The 18797-nt window shown below is 55.4% G+C and carries 16 protein-coding genes; 6 read left to right on the plus strand and 10 right to left on the minus strand.

The window, feature by feature from the left end; genetic code table 11:
* Positions 1 to 3 precede the first annotated feature (3 nt).
* Positions 4 to 1344: a S41 family peptidase gene (locus tag E1297_RS32925; RefSeq protein WP_155145562.1), complete on the plus strand. Its 1341-nt coding sequence runs from the start codon at positions 4 to 6 to the stop codon at positions 1342 to 1344.
* A 45-nt stretch (positions 1345 to 1389) separates the two neighbouring features.
* On the opposite strand, the gene E1297_RS32930 is transcribed toward E1297_RS32925, so the two are convergent.
* The 3 genes from E1297_RS32930 to E1297_RS32940 form a co-directional block, all read right to left on the minus strand.
* Positions 1390 to 2916 carry an MFS transporter gene (locus E1297_RS32930; RefSeq protein ID WP_155145564.1) on the minus strand — a complete coding sequence of 509 codons (1527 nt, stop codon included), beginning with the start codon at positions 2914 to 2916 and terminating at the stop codon, positions 1390 to 1392.
* Positions 2917 to 3025: 109 nt separating this feature from the next.
* Positions 3026 to 3388 carry a hypothetical protein gene (locus E1297_RS32935; RefSeq protein WP_155145566.1) on the minus strand — a complete coding sequence of 121 codons (363 nt, stop codon included), beginning with the start codon at positions 3386 to 3388 and terminating at the stop codon, positions 3026 to 3028.
* An 11-nt stretch (positions 3389 to 3399) separates the two neighbouring features.
* Complete coding sequence (locus E1297_RS32940; RefSeq protein WP_155145569.1) at positions 3400 to 4161, minus strand: DUF6478 family protein; 762 nt, start codon at positions 4159 to 4161, stop codon at positions 3400 to 3402.
* 247 nt (positions 4162 to 4408) lie between these two features.
* Between E1297_RS32940 and E1297_RS32945 the strand changes: the two genes are divergently transcribed.
* From E1297_RS32945 to E1297_RS32960, 4 genes are read left to right on the plus strand one after another with little or no spacing between them, the layout of a single operon-like run.
* Positions 4409 to 7504, plus strand: a complete 3096-nt coding sequence (locus E1297_RS32945) for an ABC transporter transmembrane domain-containing protein (RefSeq protein WP_155145571.1) — start codon at positions 4409 to 4411, stop codon at positions 7502 to 7504.
* Positions 7494 to 8393 (plus strand): CPBP family intramembrane glutamic endopeptidase, encoded by a 900-nt coding sequence (locus E1297_RS32950; protein WP_155145573.1) that lies wholly within the window; start codon positions 7494 to 7496, stop codon positions 8391 to 8393. Before E1297_RS32945 ends, E1297_RS32950 begins: the two co-directional genes overlap by 11 nt.
* A 58-nt stretch (positions 8394 to 8451) precedes the next feature.
* Positions 8452 to 9384, plus strand: coding sequence for an acetyl-CoA carboxylase, carboxyltransferase subunit beta (gene accD, locus E1297_RS32955; RefSeq protein ID WP_155145574.1), 933 nt, complete (start codon positions 8452 to 8454; stop codon positions 9382 to 9384).
* Complete coding sequence (locus tag E1297_RS32960; protein ID WP_155145576.1) at positions 9381 to 10655, plus strand: folylpolyglutamate synthase/dihydrofolate synthase family protein; 1275 nt, start codon at positions 9381 to 9383, stop codon at positions 10653 to 10655. The genes accD and E1297_RS32960 overlap by 4 nt, the downstream gene beginning before the upstream one ends.
* Before the next feature lie 53 nt (positions 10656 to 10708).
* Here the strand turns inward: E1297_RS32960 and zapE are convergent, their stop codons facing one another.
* Complete coding sequence (zapE, locus tag E1297_RS32965) at positions 10709 to 11767, minus strand: cell division protein ZapE (RefSeq protein ID WP_155145578.1); 1059 nt, start codon at positions 11765 to 11767, stop codon at positions 10709 to 10711.
* Positions 11768 to 11912: 145 nt separating this feature from the next.
* Between zapE and E1297_RS32970 the strand changes: the two genes are divergently transcribed.
* The gene (locus tag E1297_RS32970; protein ID WP_155145580.1) at positions 11913 to 13154 is read left to right on the plus strand and encodes an MFS transporter; all 1242 of its coding nucleotides are present in this window, start codon (positions 11913 to 11915) and stop codon (positions 13152 to 13154) included.
* Position 13155: 1 nt separating this feature from the next.
* Here E1297_RS32970 and E1297_RS32975 read toward each other — a convergent pair whose 3' ends face one another.
* From E1297_RS32975 to mbfA, 6 genes are all read right to left on the minus strand, one after another.
* A complete protein-coding gene (locus E1297_RS32975) occupies positions 13156 to 13776 on the minus strand; it encodes an HAD family phosphatase (RefSeq protein WP_155145582.1) in 621 nt (206 codons plus the stop codon).
* A 155-nt stretch (positions 13777 to 13931) separates the two neighbouring features.
* Positions 13932 to 14387, minus strand: coding sequence for a YaiI/YqxD family protein (locus E1297_RS32980; RefSeq protein WP_368669770.1), 456 nt, complete (start codon positions 14385 to 14387; stop codon positions 13932 to 13934).
* Positions 14384 to 15862 (minus strand): Si-specific NAD(P)(+) transhydrogenase, encoded by a 1479-nt coding sequence (sthA, locus tag E1297_RS32985; RefSeq protein WP_155145584.1) that lies wholly within the window; start codon positions 15860 to 15862, stop codon positions 14384 to 14386. The genes E1297_RS32980 and sthA overlap by 4 nt, the downstream gene beginning before the upstream one ends.
* Before the next feature lie 3 nt (positions 15863 to 15865).
* Positions 15866 to 16699, minus strand: coding sequence for an S-formylglutathione hydrolase (gene fghA / locus E1297_RS32990; protein WP_155145586.1), 834 nt, complete (start codon positions 16697 to 16699; stop codon positions 15866 to 15868).
* 102 nt (positions 16700 to 16801) lie between these two features.
* Entirely contained in the window at positions 16802 to 17731 is a 930-nt protein-coding gene (locus tag E1297_RS32995) for an AEC family transporter (RefSeq protein WP_155145588.1), read from the minus strand.
* Between the two features lie 43 nt (positions 17732 to 17774).
* Positions 17775 to 18749: an iron exporter MbfA gene (mbfA, locus tag E1297_RS33000; protein WP_155145590.1), complete on the minus strand. Its 975-nt coding sequence runs from the start codon at positions 18747 to 18749 to the stop codon at positions 17775 to 17777.
* Between the last annotated feature and the right edge of the window lie 48 nt (positions 18750 to 18797).

Genomic DNA, 18797 nt, shown 5'->3' on the forward strand with positions numbered 1-18797 from the left:
AGTATGAAGAAATTTATTATGGCCGGTCTGGCCGGAACCGTGGCAGGGATTGTTGCAACGACACAAATCGCCGGACCGCTGCTGGCGCAAGAGGCTGAAAACAAGGCCAGTGTCTATGAGCAACTGGACCTGTTCGGTGACATCTTTGAACGGATCCGTGCACAATATGTCGAAGAAGTCGAATCTGACGAACTGATCGAAGCGGCAATCGATGGCATGCTGACTTCGCTTGACCCACACTCCAGCTACTTGTCGCCTGATGACGCTGAGCAGATGCGCGTTCAGACTCGCGGAGAGTTCGGTGGTCTGGGCATCGAGGTCACGCAGGAAGAAGGTTTCGTCAAAGTGGTTTCGCCCATTGACGACACACCAGCGGATGAGGCCGGGATCGAAGCCGGCGATTTCATCACCCATGTCGATGGTGAGAGCATTCTTGGCCTGACGCTTGATAAAGCGGTTGACCTGATGCGCGGGCCGGTTGGGTCCGAAATCGTCATCACAGTGGTTCGTGAAGGCGAGCAGGAGCCATTCGATGTCACCATCATCCGTGACACGATTAAGCTGACCGCGGTGCGCGCCCGTACCGAAGGCACCAGCGTTGTTCTGCGCGTGACCACCTTCAACGATCAGACCTATCCGAACCTTCAGGCCGGGCTGGAAGAGCAAATTGAAGAAGCTGGTGGCATCGACAAAGTCAACGGTTTCGTTCTGGACCTGCGTAACAACCCTGGCGGTTTGCTGACACAGGCAATCAAGGTGTCTGACGCGTTTCTGAACGAAGGCGAAATCGTCTCGACCCGTGGCCGCAACCCCGAAGAGGGTGAGCGTTTCAACGCGACACCAGGTGACCTCGCCGAAGGCAAACCGATTGTGGTTCTGATCAACGGCGGTTCTGCGTCAGCGTCCGAGATTGTTGCCGGTGCTCTGCAGGATCACCACCGCGCGATTGTTGTCGGCACCAAGAGCTTCGGCAAGGGATCGGTGCAGACTGTCATGCCTCTGCGTGGTGATGGAGCAATGCGCCTGACGACCTCGCGCTATTACACCCCTTCGGGTCGCTCGATCCAGGCGCTTGGTGTCAGCCCCGACATCATCGTTGAGCAGCCGCGCCCGACGCCGGAAACCGAAGAGGAAGAGACCAACACGTTCTCGCGCTCTGAGGCCGATCTGCGCGGCAGCCTGAACAATGACAGCCTGAGTGAAGACGAAATTCGTCAGATCGAAGAAGACCGTGCCAAGGCCGAAGCAACGGCTGAACTGCGGGAAGAGGATTATCAGCTGGCTTACGCCATCGATATTCTAAAAGGTCTGTCCGCCTTCAACCCGAACGGGCCATCGCAGTAAGACAAAAAGGGCCGCGCCACTGTCGCGGCCCTTTTCATTTCCAGGTCAGCTTTCGACTTTGTGCAGTTTGTTTTCGTCCAGCATCAGGGCCAGTAAAACGCCGATAGATACGGATACAGTCGCAAAGATAAACGCCATATTCATACCGCTGTCGAAGGCTGCATTTATCGCGTTTCGAACCTGTTCTGCCTCAGTGGTACTGAGCTTGTTTAAAACGTCCTGAGCAGAAGCTGTCGAAAGTGTGCCCCCATTGATCGCGCGTTGGTCAGCCTCGGACATGCTAATGCCCGCGGCACTCAGTCGTTCGCGCAGTGATGAAAGACTGGTGACATACATAATCGCAGTCGCACAGGCGACAGAAATGGCACCATAGACCAGATGAGTCATGAAGCTGAGGCCGCCAACCAAGCCCGCGCGCTCAGGCTTGACGGCACACACTGCTGCAGTCCCGGAAGGACCAACGGTAAGCGTCGCACCCAGGCCAATCATCGCCATTCCGGGCAATATCTGAAAATACCCTAACCCTGCAGGCAAGATCACCACGCTGGCCGCTCCGAGAGTTGCGCACATATAGCCCCAAAACAACAACCGCTTGGGGCCAAAATCGTTGTAGAGAGTGCCAGAAATAATCGACCCGACCGCCAGCAATACCGTAAGTGGAGCCAATCCAAGCGCAGATTGAAAAACCGACCAGCCCAGAACCTTTTGCATGTATTGGGGGAAGTACAGCAGGCCAACAAAGGCAGCTGACACATTGAACATATTCAGACCAAGGGTGATCAGAAATTCTCGGTTCTGCATCATTTGGGGCAGCAGCAGCGGTTCCTTCACCCGTTTTTCGACCCTCGGGAACAGCAGGAACAGCACGGCACTTACGAAAAACAACAAAAGCAGCGGAACCGAAGTCCAGCCCCAGTCCGCGCCCACATCCAGCCCATAAAGCAACAGCAAAACCGCAAAAGACAGGATGCCCATTCCGGCAAAGTCGATGTGTTCACCTTGTTTGTGGGTCTTCTCGCGCTCCATAAGTATAAGGGCGGTCGCCATCGAAATGCACGAAAACACAACGTTGGCCAGGAAGAACAGGCGCCAATCTCCGAGATTGACGACAAACCCGCTGATCATCGGCCCAAAGACGTTTCCGGTGGTAACACCCGCAAGGATCAACCCCATGACCATGGCGCGGTGTTCCTCTCGGGATACTTTTGTTGCACCAAAGGCCAAGGTGCAGGGCCAGACGCACCCAGCACCGATTCCTTGCAGTGCACGTGCCCCAACCAGAAAATCCAGACTGGGCGCAACAAAACACATAATGGACGAAAACAGGAATATCGAAAGACCGATGATCATCATCTTCCGATGTCCGAACATGTCACCCAACCGACCACCAGCAACCATGGTCATGGCAAAGAACAGGGCGTAAATGTTCAAAACCCACTGCGTGCTGGTGATGTCTGCGTCGAATGTGTTTTCGATGGCCGGAACCAGCATAAGCGCGCCCGTGAAATCGATACCGATACCAAAGGCAGTCACCATCAGGGCGATGACCTTTACAATGCTGCTGCGTTCCATGGGGTCACCCGAAATGTGCTGGATGCCCGTTATGATGCATTGTTCCGGCTAAAAAGATAGAAAAATAGGTCAATTACCGCTTTCTACCTAGTGTCATGCCCAACCCGGATCAGAGGTTGTTTCCACCGTGAAGCCGGCGAAACGCGCGTTTCAACATATCCAGTTCAGCACGCAATAGGGCCAACTCAGCTCGCATGTCTTCTGCGACAGGTGAGCCAGATATAACTGTGAAATCACCTAGCTTATGGTTGGAACGCTGATCCCAAATAACAACACTATGTACACCTTCGGATAACAGGCTCGAGGGGACCGGGACGCGCAGCGTCCATCCACCTTCGGCCTCTACCAATTCAACATCCGGCAAGGTTTGATCCCGATAGCGAACTTCTATCTCAGGCGTATCTTCCGAGGCCAGATGCCCTTCCCAGATCGCATTTTCAAAGCGAATAGGGGTCAAATTCGTTTGTGTCATTTATTGAACCCTCACAAATCAGCCCGATGATGGCGACACAGTGTCAGGTCGCGCAGAACGATCCGGTTCATTCTTGGATCGTTTATGATGAGATCCAACCAGATTTTCTCGACCCGGCGTTCATTCAGATGGAGATGAGCCAGATCGAAATCTACCGACATAGAAGAATCAGAGTAGCTCAGTTCACGTAGAACTTGTTCAGTGTTGGGCCCGTGCTGAATGTTGAGGCGTGCGAACATGCCTGTGGGTCTTTCACACTCGATCTGGGCACTGGCGCGTATCAGATGCTGCCGCGTAAGGCCAAAAGTGGCTTCGGCAGGCAATTCAATGGACAGAGACAGGAACGAACCGGTGAACTCAAAAATCTCCAGTGCAAGACTGAAAGGTGCCAGATCCTTGTCCGCAGTGTTTCGGGTTTGCCGGATGGCGATTTCGCCAAGATCGCAGTCATGAAACAGGGTAACCTGCTTATCCATTGACGTTTTGCGCGAAAGTGATGCGTGGCCATGCTTTGCCAAAGGTCCGCGCCATAGATCTGGTCGCCACGCCCAGTCGGTACCGAGCGGCTTGGGAAAACTCGTCGATCCGATCAGGGGGCGGGTTAGCCTCCCATCGGCAACTTGGATCAACCGCTCCAGATGCAATCTGAATTGACGGGCTTCATCTCTCTGCCGTCGCAACAAATGCAGCGCGGTAAATGGCGCCGACTGCGCTGCTTTGCGCCAACGCCCCAATACCTTGCGGCTCACATATTGATCCAGAATCTTGCCCATGGCTCCAACGTTTGAAACTGCATCTGTTTAGCCAAAGAGAACGGGTGGGATAAACCCATGTTTCGACTCCGACTTCAGAATTTTGTGATTTGATAAGGTCACGACCAGAGGCAGAGCTCTTATTCGAAATTTGTAGCTTCTGCCATTCTTGAAATAGTCGAACCCAGAGCTTACCGTCAGGCACCCGGTCGCAGTGGATCCCCCGCAACGTGCCGAAGATCACTCAAGTTCATGGCGAGGCCGGGGTATGGAACCCACTCTATTCGCGTTCATCTGGAAACACTCAAAAAAGCAGCAATTAGTCCTGCTGCTGCTGACTGTGTTGTCGTTTCCGTTTCTGTACGCCTCGCTTGAACTGCCCAAGCAGATTATCAACGACGCAATCGGTGCACCGGGAGATACCGTCACCAAATTTGGCATAACGGTCACCCAGATACAGTATCTGCTGGTCTTGTGTTTCGCATTTCTGGCAACGGTGATTGCCAGCGGCCTGATGAAGATGCGCATCAATACGATGAAGGGCATTCTGGCCGAACGGATGCTGCGCCGGTTGCGATTCACGCTGATCAGCCGGTCCATGCGGTTTCCAAAGTCATATTTTGCCACCACCAGCCAGGGTGAGCTGGTGTCGATGATCACGTCCGAGGCCGAACCGATGGGCGGGCTCATGGGTGATGCCATTGCACAGCCGGTGTTTCAGTTCGGACAGATGATGACCATCGTCACCTTCCTGTTCATGCAGAGCGTTTGGTTCGGGCTGGCCAGTATCGCGCTGATCCCGTTACAAGCTTGGCTGATCCCCAAGCTGCAGCGGCAAATTAACCTGCTGAACAAGGAACGTATTCAGGAAGTTCGCCAGCTTAGTTCGGAAATTGGTGAAAGCGCGGCCGGGATCAGTGATCTGCGCACAAACGGTGGCTGGCGGTATCGTCTGGCGCAATTCAGCCATCGGCTAGGGACTTTGTTCGAGATTCGGTTCCGGATCTACAACAAGAAGTTCTTTATGAAGTTCCTCAACAATCTGATCACTCAGATGACGCCGTTTCTGTTTTATTCGGTCGGCGGCTATCTGGCGATCACAGGTGAGGTAACGGTCGGTGCGCTGGTCGCCGCACTTGGAGCCTATAAGGACCTGAGCGGGCCCTGGAAAGATCTGCTGACCTATTACAACCAGGTACAGGACATGTCCCTGCGCTGGCAGATCGTGACCGAGCGTTTTGCCCCATCCAACATGATCCCCGAAGATCTGTTCGAGAATGAGCCCGAGACGATCCCACACCTGAAAGGCGATATTGAGCTGCGGAATGTGACTGTCCGCGACGATGACGGCAAGACCGTTCTGGAAGATATCGACCTGACCATACCCAGCGGTGCGCGCGTCGCGATTCAGTCGACCCACGCTGCGGAACGCAATGCACTGGCTCAGTTGCTGACCCGTGAGCTTTTGCCAACTCAGGGCCAAGTCGTTTTAGCCGGGCATAATCTCAGAGAATTGCATCAGGCGGTGATCGCTGCGCGGATCGGCTACGCATATTCCAGACCCTATCTGTTCGACGGCACATTGGGCGATAACCTGATGATGCCGCTTCGCACCCACCCGCAGCACGAAAGCGATGCAATCAAAGCCCCCACGCGACGCCAGATCGAGGCCGTTCGTGCGGGTAATCCACCGGACTCGCTATCGGATGAATGGGTTGATCCGGGCCTTGCCGGGCTGGATGACATTGACGAAATTCGCGACTGGTGGTTCCAGCTGGTTGAAGCGATGGGCATTGACGAGTTCATGTTCCGGCGCACTTTGCGCTCGCAATTTAACCCTGAACTGCATCCGGATCTGGCAGGTGAAATCGTAAGGTTGCGAAATACGGTTGCCGAGCGGCTGAAAGAGCGTGATCTGGACCAATACGTCTACCGATTTGATCCGGACCAGTTCAACCCGGCCGTACCTTTGGGTGGAAACCTGTTGTTCGCTTCGCCTTCGCGGGATATTTCGCCTGACATTCTGGCTGGTGATGGTCGGTTTATGGCGATGCTCAAGGCGCATGATCTGGATGATGATGCGATGGGAATCGCGAATGCGGTTCTCGACACGCTTCACAAGACATTTGGGCGTGATGGCACCGATCACCCGTTGTTTTTGCGGCTGGGCATGGCCAAAGATATGTTCCACCGGCTTCTGGATATTGAAGAGCGGCGCAAGTCCAAAGGGGATGCAGACCTGAGCGATCAGGAACGTGCTTTGCTGCTGACAGTACCCTTCCTTCTGACTGCTGAACAAATCGGTCCGAGTTTCCCAGAGGAATACAAAGAAAAAATCCTCTCAATCCGGAAAAGCCAGGCTGAAAAACTCCATGCGTCTCTTAACGGGCTGTTCATTCCTGTCACACCTGACGTCTACGTGCCGCGGCTGACTGTCATTGAAAACGCTCTGTATGGCCGGATTTCAATCATGGCCGGTGCCCACGCGGATGAGATTGAAGAGGTCGTGGCCGAAGTCCTGAACGAAGCCGGCCTGAGACGTCGCGCGGCCGCCATTATCTATGACCTTCCATCGGGCTTAGGCGGGAACAACCTGCCGACAGTGTTCCAGGAGCGGGCAGCGTTCTCACGTGCGGGGATCAAGCGTCCTGACATTCTGATCCTCGATAAAGCTCTGGCCAGCCACGATTCCGAGAGCCGCCTGAGAACCCGCCTCAGACTGCGCGAGCTACTGCCGGATTCGATCATGATCTTCATGGAGGATCATTTTGCGCATCCCGAGGCATATGATCTGTTTGTCGAAGTAAAAGATGGCCGCATTGATGGTATTTCACGCACACAGCTCGAAACCGAAGAGGAAACCTCAGACGACCTGAGCCGCAAGCTCAAAATCATATCTTCGACCGAGCTGTTTTCGCGCATCGACGCAAAAAACCAGCGTCTGTTGGCGTTTTCAGCCCAATGGTACGATGCTGCGGCAGGTCAGACTATTTTCGCACGCGGTCAAAACCCGGACGCCGCCTATCTTTGCATCTCGGGTCAGGCCAGTCTGAACTGGACACAGGGTGACGGAGAAAAAGGATCCATCTCGATCGTCGAACCGGGTCGGCTGATTGGTGATCTGTCCATCATCACCGGAGACCCGAGACAACTGGATCTTGTCGCGTTGACCGATTGTTCGTTCCTCAGAATCGGAGCCGAGGAACTGCGTGCCGTGGTCGAAAGCGATGCAACGGTGGCGGTAAAGCTGCTTGAAACCGTGGCGGGATACCTGACAGAACTTGCTGAGATCATGCGGGAATCCAACACACTGATACCTACGGATTCAGTCACTGCAACCACCGAGCAAGTCAATGAAGGATGAGCGATCGATAAGCGCTTATGCCAGCCATGAACAACTGGTGGCAAAGGCCCGACCATATCCGGAACTCTGGCGCCTGTTGGTCGGTCTGACGATTGTTGTTGCAACCTATACAATTCTGAACCTGATCTTATTTGGGCTTGCCGCCGGGCTGGGGCCAAGCGGGTGGCAGACAGGCCTGCAGAATGGCTCATCACCGCTGGCTATGCTGGTATTACTCGCAAGTTTTGGATTTGTGACCTTTGGTGTCACACTCGCTGCCAAATGGATGCAGCACCGTACCCTGACCTCAGTAATCGGCCGGTGGTCAGCGACGATTCCGCAATTTCGTGTCGTTTTGCGAGCCTTGTTGATTCTGGGCGCGGTTATTTTTGTTTTACCACCCTACGACTACGGCGCTCCTCTGGTGCCGAACCTGGCGTTTTTTACCTGGCTGGCGCTGCTCCCGCTGTCAGTGCTGGTGGTTCTCATCCAAACGAGTGCCGAGGAGATTCTGTTTCGCGGCTATCTTCAACAATGTCTTGCCGCCCGTTTTCGTTCTCCGCTGATTTGGATGGGTCTTCCGTCCTTGCTGTTTGCTATTGGTCACTACGCACCCGCGGCTGCAGGTGACAACGCAATGCTGGTTGCGGTCTGGGCCTTCATATTTGGACTATTGACGGCAGATTTGACTGCAAGGGCAGGGACATTAGCACCCGCTATAGCACTGCATTTCTTTAATAATGCGGTGGCTCTTCTGGTCGTGTCACTGCCAGATAGCCTCAGCGGCCTCGCGCTCTATCACCTCCCATATGACATGACGGACACTGGGGTTCTCAGACAATGGCTCATCGTTGATTTCGCGGTGATGATTGTCAGCTGGCTGACAGTACGTCTTGCACTCAGGCGTTGATTGCATTTCCTTCCGTTGCGTCTTATTTGACGTCAACGCCGCATAACAAGGTTCCGACATGAACTGGATCACAAACTACGTCCGCCCCCGGATCAACTCGATCTTCTCGCGCCGGGAAGTGCCTGAAAACTTATGGCATAAGTGCGATGAGTGCGGAACGATGCTGTTCCATCGTGAATTGGCGGAAAACCAGAATGTCTGCACCCAGTGCGATCACCACATGGCGATCACCCCGCGCGATCGCTTCAAGCATTTGTTTGATGGCGGCATATTTACCGAAGTTACGGTTCCGGCCCCCAAAGATGATCCGCTGCAATTTCGCGACCAGAAGAAATACCCCGACCGTATGAAAGCAGCCCAGAAAAAGACGGGCGAAAAAGAGGCGATGCTGGTGGCAACCGGTGAAATCGGGCGTACACCCATTGTGGCAGCAGCTCAGGATTTCTCGTTCATGGGCGGATCGATGGGCATGTATGTCGGCAACGCCATCATCGCGGCTGCGCAAGAGGCGGTGAAGCTTAAACGCCCGCTGATCCTGTTTTCTGCCGCAGGCGGTGCCCGGATGCAGGAAGGCATCCTCAGCCTGATGCAGATGCCACGCACCACTGTTGCGGTGGAGATGCTGAAAGAAGCAAACCTGCCTTACATCGTTGTTCTGACCCACCCGACCACGGGTGGTGTGACCGCTTCTTATGCGATGCTGGGCGATGTTCATATTTCAGAGCCAAACGCCCTGATCTGTTTTGCCGGTCCTCGCGTGATCGAACAGACCATCCGTGAAAAACTGCCCGAAGGTTTCCAGCGCGCCGAGTATCTGCTGGATCACGGTATGCTGGACCGTGTGACCAAGCGGACCGAGATGCGGGATGAACTGATTACCATCACCCGAATGCTGATGGGGATGTCCCCTGCGGTCAAAGGCGATCTGCCTGCACCCGCAGCCGAAGAAACCCCGGCCGAGACCGCTGCTGAAGACGCAGGCGAGAAATGACCACTCAGACCTCGGACGTCATCCTTGATCGGATGATGGCGCTGCACCCCAAGATCATTGACCTGACCTTGGATCGTGTCTGGCGTTTGCTGGCCGCGCTCGACAATCCGCAAATCAAGCTGCCACCGGTGATCCACATTGCCGGGACCAATGGCAAGGGTTCAACGCAAGCGATGATCCGGGCGGGTCTGGAAGGCGCCGGTCTGTCGGCACATGCCTATACCTCACCGCATCTGGCGCGTTTCCATGAACGTATCCGCCTGGCGGGCGAACTGATTTCCGAAACCGACCTGACTGCAGTTCTGGATGAGTGCTATGCCGCCAATGGCGGTGAGAACATCACCTATTTCGAGATCACAACCTGCGCAGCGTTGCTGGCCTTTGCCCGTACAAAGGCAGATTACACGTTGCTTGAGGTTGGTCTGGGCGGACGTCTGGATGCAACCAACGTCATTGAACAGCCTGCGATGACGGTCATCACGCCCATCTCGATCGATCATGAGCAGTTTCTGGGCGATACACTTGGAAAAATCGCGGCTGAAAAAGCTGGCATCATCAAACCTGGTGTTCCATGCATCGTCGGGCCACAGCAGGATGAGGCACTGGAAGTCATCGAGTACACAGCCGCTCGTCTGGGTGCACCGCTGCTTGTGCATGGTCAACATTGGCACGTTCACGAAGAAAACGGACGCCTGATTTATCAGGACGAAACTGGTCTGCGCGATCTGCCGCTTCCCAACCTGTTGGGTGCCCACCAGATCCAGAACGCAGGCGCAGCTGTCGCTGTTCTGCGCTACCTCAAACTGGGTGATGACGCCTACGAAGCAGCCGTGAGCAAAGCCGAATGGCCGGCCCGGATGCAACGGCTGAAAACCGGTCCCTTGGTTGAGCAGGCCCCTCAGGCTGAGCTTTGGTTGGATGGGGGTCACAACGCGGCTGCCGGGATCGCTCTTGCGGACGTGCTGTCAAAACTGCCCAAACGTCCGACCCATATGATCTGCGGTATGCTGAACACCAAAGATGTCACGGGTTATCTGGAACCGCTCGCTGCACAGGCAGAAAGCCTGACGGCAGTTTCAATTCCGGGTGAGGCCAATACGCTCAGCGCAGAAGACACATCCGCTGCCGCAAACCGAGTCAACTTGCCTTCTGATACGGCTGACAGTGTTGCAGATGCTTTGGCGGCGATCACTGCCAAGGATCCGCAAGCACGTGTTCTGATTTGCGGCTCGCTTTATCTGGCGGGCAACATTCTGCGCGAAAACGGATAGACTGCATCCTGCTGGATGGGTTCTGAAGCGTTGCCCATGACTGGGCAGTGCCTTTACTTGCCCCAATCCTTATCCTGCATCTCGCGCAGGCGCGAAGCGGTACGTTCAAACTCAAAAGTTCCCTCACCTTCGACATAGAGCATTTCCGGCTCTGCGGCGGCGGAACAGATCAATCGAACTTTGGCCTCATACAGTGCATCGATCAGCGTCACGAACCGCTTGGCTTCATTGAAGTTGTTCCGCGATAGGCGAGGAACATCTTCAAGTACCAGAACCTTCAGTGCGTCTGCGATCGCCAGATAGTCGCCCGGACCCAACATACGCCCGCACAAGTCATAGAACGATGCCCGAGCGACCCCATTCCTGAATGCCGGCAGCACCACTTCACGGCCCTTGACCTGCAAGCTGAGCGGTTCTGCGGGCCCGCCAGACAGATCATTCCAGACAGACCGGATCTTCTCTCTGGCTTCGGGTCCAATTGGGGTGAAGTAGACCGGCGATCCCTCCAGACGGTTTTGCCGATAATCGGTCGGGGAGGTCAGCTCCCATATCACCAACTGCTCTTTGATGTGATGGATAAAGGGCAGGAACAGCTGGCGGTTCAGACCGTTCTTGTAGAGGTCATCAGGATGCCGGTTCGAGGTCGTGACAATCACGACACCGCCATCATGCAGCATATCAAACAGGCGACCGACGATCATCGCATCGGTGATATCGGTGATCTGCATCTCATCAAAGGCCAGCAACCGCACGGTTTTGATCACATTCTCAGCAACCGGTGCAAGCGCGTCCTGAACACCGTCTTCTCGCGCCTTGTGCATTCCGGCATGGATTTCCTGCATGAAGGCGTGGAAATGAACACGCCGGGCAGGGATGTCACCCATCGTCTCAACGAACATGTCCATCAACATCGACTTGCCGCGCCCCACACCGCCCCACAAATACAACCCTTTTGGTGGCGGGGGTGGCTTGCGGAACAACCCACGCTTTACCGGTGTGGCCAGAGCCGAGCGAATGCGTTCGAATTCAGGAAGAACAGCCTCTTGCGCGTCGTCCCGCGTCAGGGTGCCATCTGCAATGCGGGCTTCATAGAGCGAAATCAAATCCGTCATAACCGAGCCATAGCGCTAGCTCAGCGCCTTGAAAAGCAGACAATTTCGGCACGCATCAAAAATGGTTAAGCGTAACCGCAAAACTCCTGAATTGACGCGATCAGCATTCCGGATAATTTCTGTCCCGATATGTAACGGAGGCCCCATGCCGCAATCAGCCCGCTTGCTGAACCCTGTTCTGATCGTTGGATGTATCATCATCACGGTCAGCTTTGCCGTGCGTGCCTCTTTTGGGGTATTTCAGATTCCGATTGCGGATGAGTTTGGTTGGTTGCGAACCGATTTCTCTCTGGCAATCGCGATTCAAAATCTCGCCTGGGGTATCGGGCAGCCAATATTTGCAGCCATCGCCGAAAAGGTCGGCGACAGACGCGCGGTGGTTCTGGGCGCATTGACCTATGCCGCAGGGATGGTCCTGTCTGCATGGTCGGTCACGCCATTTGGCCATCAGATGTATGCATGGCTGGTTGGCTTTGGCATCGCAGGTACCGGTTTTGGCGTTGTACTGGCCGTGGTTGGACGCGCGTCATCGGACAAGAACCGATCCATGTCTCTGGCGATTGTCACAGCCGCTGGCAGTTTCGGTCAGGTGATCGGCGCACCAACGGCGGAATGGCTGCTGTCCTTCCTGCCGTGGCAGCAGGTCTTTGTTGTCTTTGCCGTATCGATCCTCGCACTTGTTTTGACGCTCCCTTTCATGCGTGCACCTACGCCGGTCAGCAAAGCCGAGCTGGAAGAAAGCATGAGCCAGATACTGGGCAAGGCGTTCCGCGATCCATCCTATGCGCTTATTTTTCTTGGCTTCTTCAGCTGTGGCTATCAGCTCGCATTCATCACCGCGCATTTTCCGGCTTTCGTGACTGAAATGTGTGGTCCGATCCAGCCCGGTGGCGTTCTACACTCACTGGGCATCACGACCACATCCGCTCTGGGTGCAGTTGCAATTTCATTGGTTGGGCTCGCCAATATCGGGGGCACTCTGCTGGCGGGCTGGGCAGGCAATCACTTCCCAAAGAAGTATCTGCTGGCCGCCATCTACACAGCCCGAACGATTGCAGCGGCCGCGTTCATTATGATGCCGATCACACCCATGTCGGTCATCGTATTCTCGATTGTCATGGGTTCGCTCTGGCTTGCGACCGTTCCGCTAACCTCCGGTCTGGTCGCCCATCTTTATGGCCTTCGCTATATGGGTACGCTCTATGGCTTCGTATTTCTCAGCCACCAGATTGGCGGGTTCCTCGGCGTTTGGCTGGGTGGTCGGATGTATGATCTGTACGGGGATTACACCATGGTATGGTGGATCGGCGTAGCGGTAGGCGCCTTCAGCGCCATCGTCCATCTGCCAATCCGCGAGAACCGTACGGTTGAGCCTGTTGCCGCCTGAGTCAGGCGGCTTCTTCAGGGCTCAACAACCCTTCGGCAACCAACCGGTCCGCCCACCCCTGTGGCCCATTAAAGAGATGGGTCTGCCAGCCACGCGCTCTGGCCGTTTCGATATTGTCGATACGGTCATCAGCAAACAGCAGTGTTTCAGGTGAATGCCCGCAATCCGCCTCAACCATCTCGTAGATAGGAGAATGAGGTTTCACGTGCTTCATTCGACCCGAAACATAAAGACGATCAAACTCATTCAGAAACGGGTAGACGGTCGTCGCATAGTCAAAATTCTGCACTCCGAAATTGGTCAGGGCAAATACCGGAACGCCCTTTTCGCGCAGGGCACGTTGCAAGCGAACTGAATGCGGAATCTCAGGCGAAGCCAGCTTGATCCAATCGTCATGCCACATACGGATTTCATCACGCCATTCCGGGTACTTGTCCGCCCAGTTGTAAATCGTGTCGGTGAAATGATGACCCTGATCGACCAGATCGTTCATACCGTGCAGGTCAACCTCCGAGAACATCGCCCGGCGGCGGTCTTCTCCAATCACACGATCATAGTAACGCTCGGGCTGCCATTCGATCAGAACATTTCCGATATCAAAAATCACGGCTTCAACGGGCATGGGGCATTCCTGTCTGCTCGGGTTTGATTGTGATGACTGAAGCAAGCTCTGCCGCCATATTCAAGGCGGAACCGCACCGCGCGGGCTTTACCCGGGCGGTGCCATGCCCAACAGAAAAGGGGGCATCATTGATGCCTCCTGCGCTGGCGGGAGCCTCAGCTTCGCATTGCCGCGCGGATTTCCCGTTCCAGAGCATCCAGAAAGCGTGACCTGTCCGCTTTACCAAACGGTTTTCCATCACCGCCCGCACCCAGCGGATTGGCGGCGCGCAGGTCTGCCATCAGATCGCGCATTGCGAGCTGCTGCCCTATGTTGGCGGCTGTGAATGCCTCGCCATTGGGGCGCAGGACTCGCGCACCAGCTTCAACGCATTTTGCCGCCAACGGTATGTCGGATGTCACCACCACATCACCAGGGCCACAGCGCTCGGCTATCCACTTGTCCGCTTCATCTGCGCCCTCAGCCACGATGATGACCTGTACCAGCGGGTTCGCGGATGGCCGTAACCCGCCGTTCGAGACCAGAGCCATGGGCACCTTATGTCGCGTAGCGACCCGTTCAGCCTCGGCTTTGACCGGGCAGGCATCACCATCGACATATAGGGTCGTCACGCTTTCTTCGCCTCTTTCTTGGCGGGTTCGACTTTGATCTCAGCCGGCTTAGCCTCTTTCTTGCGCACCTTGAATTCGTCCGGGATCGGCATCCGGTTGAAGGCATCCAATCCGGCGATTTTATAAGCCTCGGCCAATGTCGGATAATTGAAGGTGTTCTGAACGAAATAATCGACCGTACCTTTGAGGTTCAGCACCGCCTGTGCAATATGGATCAGCTCAGTCGCGCCTTCACCAACAATCTGTACACCCAGAACCCGGCGGGTTTTCAACGAGAACAGCATTTTCAGCATGCCATGCTCCAACCCCATGATGTGGCCGCGCGACGTTTCGCGGAATCGCGCCACACCAACTTCGTAAGGGATGCCACGTTCCTGCAGTTCTTCCTCAGACATACCGCAGGTCGAAATTTCAGGAACGGAATAGATACCGTAAGGGTACCAGGGGCTCTCGGGCAAAGTGGGTGTCTCAAGGGCGTGACAAGCAGCAACCCGGCCTTGCTGCAGCGAGGTCGAGGCCAGCGAGGGGTGGCCGATCACATCACCCGTTGCATAGATATGCGGCACCGAGGTCTGATAGGTCTTCCGATCCACACTGATGCGGTTCCGGTGATCCGTCTCAATACCCACTGCATCCAGATTGAGAGCCGAGGTCGCGCCCATACGCCCGGCTGCGAACAGCAGCATCTCAGACCGAACGTGACGCCCGTTTTCCAATGTGATCTCGACGTGACTTCCTGCGTCTTCGATCTTTTCAACGGCCGAGCCCAGCCGCAAATCCACGCCATTTTCACGGATCTGGTGCGTGAATTCGTGGATGATCGTGTTGTCGATGAAATCAAGAAACGAGTCGCGTGGTTCTATCAGGGTCACCCGGACATCGAGGGCCGAAAACATCGTCGCATATTCGACACCAATCACGCCCGCACCAATCACACACAACGAACGGGGTATTTCCGCCATCTCAAGGAAATCATCACCATCCACAACGGTCTTGCCGTTGAAGGGAACATATTCCGGCCGATAGGTTTTAGTCCCGGTGGCGATCAGAAACTTTGCGCCGGTCAGGCGCGTCGTCTCGCCTGAATCGGTAGCCACCTCAACCTCGTGCGGACCAACGAATTTGGCCAGCCCTTCCAGCGTCTCCACGTGGTTACGGTTGAATTGGTGCTCCAGCACATCGACCTCATAATCGAGGGTCATATGCAGACGCGCCTTGAGGTCCTCTGCTCGGATCTGATCTTTGACGCGATAGGACCGGCCGTAAAAGCTGCGCTCACGCCAGCCCGACAGATTGAGAACGGTCTCACGCAGGGTCTTGGACGGGATCGTACCTGTATGTACCGAAACACCGCCCAATTTGTCCTTGCGATCAATGACAAGTACCCGACGCTTGAGTTTACCCGCCTGAATCGCAGCGGACCGTCCCGAAGGGCCGGAACCGATGATGATCAGATCATAGTCGTATTTGCTCATGCATCAGTCTCCGTAAAGAGCATCTGCGTGGAAGGACACGTGGTCTTCCATGAAGGTCGAGACAAAGAAATAGGAATGATCATAGCCCGGCTGCAGACGATTTGTGGCTTGCTGGCGACGCTCGGCGATGGCCTGCGCGAGTGCTTCGGGGCGCAACAGATCGATAAATTGATCATTGGTGCCAGTATCGATCAGGATCGGCCCGTCAAAACCTTTTTCCTTCATCATCAGCGTTGAATCGTGCTTGGCCCATGCAGCCTCGTCATCACCCAGATAGGCAGACAGCTGCTTGCGGCCCCAATCGGAACCTGTCGGGTTCGAGATCGGAGCAAAGGCCGAGACGGAGCGGAACCTGCCCGGCAGGTTCATGGCGAGTGTCAGGGCTCCATGACCACCCATCGAATGACCCGTGATAGACTGACGCTCACCATCGATGGCGAACTTCTCGGTCAGCAAGGTGGGCAGCTCATCTGCCACGTAGTCCCACATATTGAAATGCGGCGCCCATGGCTTCTGCGTGGCGTTCACATAAAAACCGGCACCCTGGCCAAGATCATAATCATCATGATCTGCCACATCAGCCCCACGCGGAGAGGTATCGGGAAACACCAGTGCAATCCCTTGCTCGGCAGCCCAGCTTTGCGCACCGGCCTTGGTCATCGCGTTTTCATGTGTGCAGGTCAGCCCGGACAGGTACCACAGCACTGGAACCGGGCCATCCTTGGCCTCGGGCGGCAGGAACAGGCCGAAAGTCATGTCACATTGGCAGGCCGACGAAGCATGGCGATAAACGCCCTGCACACCGCCGAAACATGCATTTTCCGATAGGGTTTCCATCTGGCATTGTCCTTGCGTTAGGTCTGGCCCATGGCTAACGGTCCGCGGTCCCGGCGTAAAGTGCGCGGGCTTGTTACGGCGGCTTTTTTCGAGGGTGACACCCTAGTTTGCACTCACCCAGGCGATCACAAACGGTAAAGTGATGATGCTGGCGATGGTGGACAACAAAATTGCAGCCGAAGCGCGATGCGGTGCGATCCCATAATGCGCCGCCAGCATGTATACGTTACCCGCAACCGGCAGCGCGGCAGCAGCGATGGCAACGGACGAGGGGAAGGGTTCAATCGGGATAATCCAGATCAGAACGATCGCCACGCAAACCGGATGAACAATCAGTTTGCAAAAGCTCAGCCAGGCTGCAATCTGCACTCTTTCAGCAGACTTGGTGGCCAGCGAGGCGCCGATAGCGAACAATGCACCCGGTGTTGCCGCCCCGCCAAGAATAGTAAGAAAATCATTGAGAGGCGCGGGTACAGGCAACCGCAGGGCTGACCAGATCAGACCCGACGAAATCGATACAATCATCGGGTTCTTCAGCAAGCCAACACCGATCAGTCGCATCGTGCGCAGCGTTAGCCGACCATCGCGACCGCCGTTGATCAGGATCACGATCAAGGACGAAAACACCACCAGATCGACGGCAAGCACCAACATAACCGGACCAATTGCCGCCTCAGAGAACAGCAGCGCCAACATTGGCAGGCCAAGAAAACCAACATTGCCAATAGCCGCACATTGCGCCTCAACCGCAGCCGTCGGGATGTCGAGACCACGAAGGTAAGCAACAAGCGTCGCCAAACCATAAACGCAAAGCGTTCCGATCAGATAGCCGATCACCAGTCTTCCATTGAAGATATCGGCAAAGGGCAGAGTGGCCGCAAAACGAAACAGCATTGCGGACAGTGCAAAGTAGAACACGAATTTGGTCAGGTAGGCAGTGGCTTCTTCACTAAAAAAACGACTGCGACCGGCCCAGTATCCAAGGCCGATGATCGCGAAAAAAGGCAGGGTGCGCAGAAAGATATCGACCATGGGCGAATTGGTAACATGAATTTACCGCACCGCAAGCAGGACATCAGCCACTGCCGATCAGAATACCTGCAGCCAGCACCAGTGAGCCACCCAGCACAACCTGGAATGCCGCGCGGAAGAACGGAGTGTCCATGAAGCGGTTCTGAATCCACGCGATTGCCCAGAGCTCGCAGAATACGATCAGGAAGGCGATGCTTGTGGCCGTCCAGAATTCTGGGATGAGGTAGGGCAGGGCATGCCCCAGCCCTCCGACAGTAGTCATGACCCCCGATGCCAGGCCGCGCTTTACAGGAGAACCCCGCCCGGACAACTCTCCATCATCTGACGCCGCCTCGGTAAATCCCATTGAAATCCCGGCACCGACTGAAGCTGCAAGACCAACAAGAAACGTGGTCCAGGTATCCTGCGTCGCAAAAGCGGTGGCAAAGATCGGTGCCAGTGTGGAAACGGACCCATCCATCAGCCCGGCCAGTCCTGGCTGAACCCATGTCAGCACAAACTGACGACGCGAGACCGCCTGTTCGGATTCCTGACTGTCCGGATCCAAATAGGTTTGCTCCAATTCGGCAGCTGTGGCCTGATGGCCTGCCTCGGCCACGGCGAGATCGCCGAGCAGCTTGCGAGTTGCGGTATCGGTGCTGCGCTCAGCGGCGGTCAGATAAAACCTTTCGGCATCGCGCTCCATCATTTCGGCTTCTTCGCGGATACGTTCGATGCCCAAATTTTCGATCAGCCAAATGGGCCGTCGCGCATAATATCCTGCGACATGCTCGCGACGGATCAATGGGATCACTGATCCGAACCGATGCTCATGTAACCCGATCAGAAGGGACCTGTGCTGATCCTCTTCAGCAGCCATGCCGTCGAACACCTTTGCACTCGCGGGATAGTCACTTCGCAGCATTTCAGCATAGGACCGATAGATGCGCGCATCGTCTTCTTCGGACGAGATGGCAAGCGCAATGATCTCCTGTTCGGTCAGGTCGCGAAAGTGTTTTCGCTGGGTGAAAAAACGCATTAGCGCCTCACTATATTAGAACGATTCCAATTTACCGAACGTAACGAA

The sequence above is a fragment of the Roseibium sp. RKSG952 genome (assembly GCF_009711355.1).